The sequence below is a fragment of the Candidatus Frankia nodulisporulans genome (assembly GCF_902806475.1).
Lineage (GTDB): Bacteria > Actinomycetota > Actinomycetes > Frankiales > Frankiaceae > Frankia > Frankia umida.
Map to the genome: position 1 here is coordinate 1 of NZ_CADCWS010000277.1, position 5,150 is coordinate 5,150.

The 5,150-nt window shown below is 69.9% G+C and carries 5 protein-coding genes; 3 read left to right on the top strand and 2 right to left on the bottom strand.

What is annotated here, in order from left to right:
* Nucleotides 1–417: nuclear transport factor 2 family protein (locus G6R24_RS18000; RefSeq protein WP_225438686.1), on the top strand; the 417-nt coding region annotated here is incomplete at its 5' end.
* 168 nt (nucleotides 418–585) lie between these two features.
* Here G6R24_RS18000 and G6R24_RS18005 read toward each other — a convergent pair.
* Nucleotides 586–1,050, bottom strand: a complete 465-nt coding sequence (locus G6R24_RS18005) for a MarR family winged helix-turn-helix transcriptional regulator (protein WP_217451613.1) — start codon at nucleotides 1,048–1,050, stop codon at nucleotides 586–588.
* A gap of 109 nt (nucleotides 1,051–1,159) precedes the next feature.
* Between G6R24_RS18005 and G6R24_RS18010 the strand changes: the two genes are divergently transcribed.
* Together G6R24_RS18010 and G6R24_RS18015 are read left to right on the top strand one after the other, a co-directional pair.
* Complete coding sequence (locus G6R24_RS18010) at nucleotides 1,160–1,696, top strand: nuclear transport factor 2 family protein (RefSeq protein WP_163550376.1); 537 nt, start codon at nucleotides 1,160–1,162, stop codon at nucleotides 1,694–1,696.
* 5 nt (nucleotides 1,697–1,701) lie between these two features.
* Complete coding sequence (locus tag G6R24_RS18015) at nucleotides 1,702–2,670, top strand: zinc-binding dehydrogenase (protein WP_225438687.1); 969 nt, start codon at nucleotides 1,702–1,704, stop codon at nucleotides 2,668–2,670.
* 47 nt (nucleotides 2,671–2,717) lie between these two features.
* Here the strand turns inward: G6R24_RS18015 and recD2 are convergent, their stop codons facing one another.
* Nucleotides 2,718–5,018, bottom strand: a complete 2,301-nt coding sequence (recD2, locus tag G6R24_RS18020; protein WP_163550377.1) for an SF1B family DNA helicase RecD2 — start codon at nucleotides 5,016–5,018, stop codon at nucleotides 2,718–2,720.
* Between the last annotated feature and the right edge of the window lie 132 nt (nucleotides 5,019–5,150).

Consider the following 5,150-nt stretch of genomic DNA (forward strand, 5'->3'; position numbering starts at 1 on the left):
ATCATGACAATGGCACAGTCCGCGGATCTCGCCGGTCTTGGACGGGCCGAGGATCAGTTCCAGTCCGTGGTGGCTGCCAACGACTCCGCGGGGCTCGCCGACGTGCTGCACGACGACCTCGTCGCCCGCGGGCACGACGGTCTGCTCCACGGCAAGGCCGAGGATGTCGCGGGCTACGCCTCGGGAGCCTTCGCCGTGACCTCGTACGTCGAGCTGCGCCGGCACTGTCTGCTCCACGGCGCGACCGGAGTCACGTTCGTGCGCGCCGCGATCACCGCTCGGATCAGCGGTGAACCCGTCTCCGTCGTCATGGACTACACCCGCACCTGGGTCCACGACAGCGGCCGCTGGCAGATCATCGCGGCCCACCTGTCCCCCGCGCCGGAACAGCCCAGGGCCGCAGCGGCGGATCAGTGAGAGATCGGCGTGCGGTCCGACCTGGTCAGTGACCGAGGATGCGACGCAGGATCCGGTCCGCACTGGCCGGTCCGGGTGGTACTGGTGGCGGAGCCGCACATCGGCGTGGCATCGGCACGGCCCGCTCACTTCTGCCCCCCGCCGTCGAACGAGCTGACGGCCAGGACCTCAGGCCGGGCGGTTGACCAGCAGGTCGAAGGCGGTCTGGATGGTGCGGGCCTCGTCGGCGGTGAGGGAGCCGAGCACGTCGGCCAGCCAGTTGCGGCTGTGGCAGAGTGCGGCCGACGCGGCGATGCCCTCGGGCGTGGCCGCGATCAGTTTGACGCGTCCGTCGTGGGGGTCGGAGCGGCGCTCGACCAGGCCCAGTTCGATGAGGCGGTCGACCTTGGCGGTGAGGTTGGACGGATCGCAGCCGAACTGCGCGGCGATGTCCTTCATGGCCGACGGTCTGATCGCGGCGAAGCCCAGGACCCGTGCCTGGGCGAGGGTCAGCCCGGCCCGCTGGGCGGCGGTCTCGAAGTCGAGCAGGTAGGCGCCGACGAAGTCGAGCATCGCCCGGCGGATCTCGGGAAAGCCGCCGCGGGCGATCTCGCCGGTCAGGGTCTCCCCGGTGAAGGACGGCCGCGTACCCACCCGCTCACGATACCTGAGACCCTCCATCAACTGCTTGACACTCTCAGGTAACTACCTGAGACTCTCATGTGGTTGGTCTCTGGGTGAGGCCTCGGCGAAAGGGCTTTTCATGATCACAGATTCGTTCCCCGTGCCGCCGCGGCCGGCGCCGGTCGTGGTCGGCAAGAGTGCCGAGCGGCAGGTGGAGGAGGTGGTGGCCGCCTACGTACGCGCCGCCGACCACCGGGACGGGCCGGCGATGGCCGCCCTGTTCACCGAGGACGCGGTGGTCGAGATCTACTACACCGGCGGCGGCGCCCGTACTCCGCTCGGCAGCGTGCGGACAGCGGCTCGGATCGGGCAGGCGGTCGCGGGGATGATGGCCCCGCACCCACCCCGTGGTTGGAGCCACCACACCACGTTCAACCACATCGTGGACGTCGACGGTGACACCGCCACCATCGACGTCCAGTTTCTGGTTCACAACGTGGTCGGCCGCGCCGAACCCGAGGGCGGGTGGCCGCCGGGAACGTCCGGTGCGCAGGGGACCATCACCCCGATCGAGTCCGGCTACAACCGGTCCACGCTGCGTCGGGTCGAGGGTCGGTGGCTGATCGCCGAGCATGTGATCAGCCACGACCTGCCCTACGCGTCTCCCCGGGACTGAGCGCGGTGCGGGCGATTCGCCGAACGGCACCCGACCCCGACGGGCTGCTCACCGGCATTGAGATCGACGATCGCGACCAGCCGCCGCCGGACGGGTGGGTCACGGTGACGTTGCGATGCGCGTCGGTCAATCACAGCGACCTGGCCGCCATCCGTGGGCACGGGTTCGATCCGGCCGGGCCGCCGCGGGTGCTCGGCTCGGACGGTGCGGGCCTCGACCCGGACGGCAACGAGGTCATCGTCTATCCCATCCTGGCGGCGGCGCGGTACCCCGATCCGATGCACGATCCCGGTCTGCGGATGTTGTCGCAGGGTGTCGACGGCACCTGGGCCGAGCGGGTCCAGGTGCCCCGCGCCAACCTGGTGCCGAAGCCGCCGGAGCTGACCTGGGAGCAGGCCGCGTGCCTGGGTACCGCCTGGCTGACCGCCTACCGGATGCTGTTCGGCCGCGCCCGGGTCGCCCCCGGTGGCACGGTTCTCGTGCAGGGTGCGGGCGGCGGCGTCCCGACCGCCCTGATCCGCCTGGCCGTGGCCGCCGGGTTGCGGGTGTGGGTCACCAGCCGCGACCCGCACCGCGGTCGACGCGCGGTCGAGCACCTCGGCGCACATGCCGCCTTCCCGTCCGGCGCCGTGTTGCCCGAACCCGTGGACGCGGCCCTGGACTGCGTCGGTCAGGCGACGCTGGCGCACTCGTTGCGCTCGGTCCGCCCCGGCGGGCAGGTCGTGACCGCCGGGGCCGTAACCGGTGCCACCGTCGGCATCGACCTGACCGACCTGTTCGTGCGGTCGATCTCCCTGCACGGCAGTGCGATGGGCACCCCCGCCGAGCTGTTTGCACTCGCCCGGCTGTGCGCCACCACCGGCGCCGTACCCGTGATCGACACAGTCTGGCCCCTCACCGACGCCCGCCCGGGTATCGCCAGGGCCCTCGCCGGCCAACAGTTCGGCAAGATCGTCCTGCGCTGCGACCGGTGAGCCTCGGCGCGCCGCCCCCGTCGGCGGTGCGGACTGTTCCGGAGTCGCTACTTCTGCCCGGCGGTGGGGCTCGACACCTCCGGCTGCTGAATTGCACGGGCTTTGGACGTCCCGATGCGATGGGTGAGTGCGGTGTGGCGACGCCCGGCTCCCGGGGTTCGGACCGCGGCCGCCAGCGCCTTACGGGATCCGACCAGGACAACAAGTTTTTTGGCGCGGGTGACGCCGGTGTAGAGGAGGTTGCGTTGCAGCATCATCCACGATGAGGTGGTGAGGGGAAGCACGACGGCAGGGTATTCACTGCCCTGGGAGCGGTGGATGCTGACGGCGTAGGCATGGGCGAGCTCGTCGAGTTCGGAGAAGTCGTAACTGAGACTTTCGTCCTCGTCGGAGAGCACGGTCAGCGTCTGTTCCTCGGAGTTGATGGCGGTGACGACGCCGACGGTCCCGTTGAAAACCCCGGCCTTGCCCTTCTCGTAGTTGTTGCGAAGCTGGGTGACCTTGTCGCCGACCCGGAACACCCGCCCCCCGTAGCGGCGCTCGGGCATGCCCTCCCGCGCCGGGGTGAGGGTTTCCTGCAGCAGGATGTTGAGATTGCCGGCCCCGGCCGGTCCGCGGTGCATCGGTGCCAGGACCTGAACGTCGCGGCGGGGATCGAGGCCGAAGCGTTTCGGGATGCGGCGGGCGACGATGTCCACCACCATGGTGGCGGTCTCCTCCGCTGGATGCAGACCGGAGTCCTCGGCCGGCTCGCAGGAAAACCAGAAGAAGTCCGCGAAGCCGTTCAGCTGTGGCGGCGTCCCGGAATTGATGCGGTGGGCGTTGACCACGATGCCGGACTGCTGTGCCTGCCGGAAGATCCTGGTCAGCCGGACCCTGGGGATGGTGTCGGCGGCGAGCAGGTCGCGCAGGACCTCACCGGCGCCGACCGAGGGAAGCTGGTCGACGTCACCGACGAGGAGTAGATGTGCTCCCGGCGGGACCGCTTTCACCAGCTTGTTGGCCAGGATGACGTCCATCATCGAGGATTCGTCCACCACCACCAGATCGGCGTCCAGCGGATTGTCCCGGTCATATCGGGGGTCGCCGCCGGGTTGCAGTTCCAGCAGCCGGTGGACGGTGGCGGCCTCGTGCCCGGTGAGCTCGGCCAGCCGTTTCGCGGCCCGCCCGGTCGGCGCGACCAGCACCACCCGGGCGTTGCGGGCCCGGGCGAGCTCCACCACCGAACGGACGGTGAAGCTCTTGCCACATCCGGGACCGCCGGTGAGCACCGCGACCTTGCTGGTGAGCGCGAGCCGGACCGCTGCCTCCTGTTCGTCGGCCAACTCTTGACCGGTCCGGCCCCGCAGCCAGCCAAGCGCCCGGCACCAGTCCACGTCCGTGAACGTCGCCAACCGATCCTGGTCGGCGTGGAGCAGCCGCAGCAGCCCGTCGGCGAGGGAGGTCTCCGCGCGGTGGAACGGCACCAGGTAGACCGCCGGAACGGTGGCGTCCCCGGCCGGAACGCCCTCGCGGATCACGCCCTCATCGGCGGCGAGCTGCTCCAGACACGGGCCGATCAGCTCGCGTTCGACCTCGAGGATCTTCACCGCCTCGGTGACCAGGTTCGGTGCGGGCAGGAAGCAGTGCCCGTCGTCGGCGGCCTGCGACAGGGTGTACTGCAACCCGGCTTTGATCCGTTCGGGACTGTCGTGGGGGATGCCGACCGCCTGGGCGATGGTGTCGGCGGTCCGAAACCCGATTCCCCACACGTCGGCGGCGAGCCGGTAGGGCTGCGTGCGGACCACGCCGATGGAAGCGTCCCCGTACTTCTTGTAGATCTTCACGGCCAGGGAGGTGGACACCCCCACCCCCTGGAGAAACACCATCACCTCCTTGATCGCCTTCTGCTCCTCCCAGGCGTCGGTGATCTTTTTGGTGCGTTTGGGTCCCAGCCCGTGCACCTCGATCAGCCGCGCCGGCTCCTCCTCGATGATCCGCAGGATGTCGGTGTCGAAATGCGCGACCATCCGCTCGGCCATCGCCGGCCCGATTCCCTTGATCAGCCCCGAGCCGAGGTAGCGGCGAATGCCCTGGATCGTGGCGGGCAGCACCGTGGTGTACGAGTGCACCTGAAACTGCCGGCCGTACCGGGGATGACTGCCCCACTGCCCGGTCAGCCGCAGACTCTCCCCGATCTGCGCGCCCAGCAAAGGTCCGACCACCGTCAGCAGGTCCGGGCTGGACCGCTCGGTGGCCAGCCGGGCGATGGTGTAGCCGGTCTCCTCGCTGACGAAGGTGATCCGCTCCAACACCCCCTCCACCACCGCCTGGCGCGCGGCATCAGCAGAAGCACGCGTAACCGTCACAGCCAGCCATTATGCGAGGTCCGCGCGGTGGAGGTCGTCGGGGTGGGCCAGATGGCGGGGATCTGGACCGCCGCGCGCGGGTCGGCGGCCTCGACTCCAGGCCGCACCCGCCCACGGCAGCAACCCTCTTCG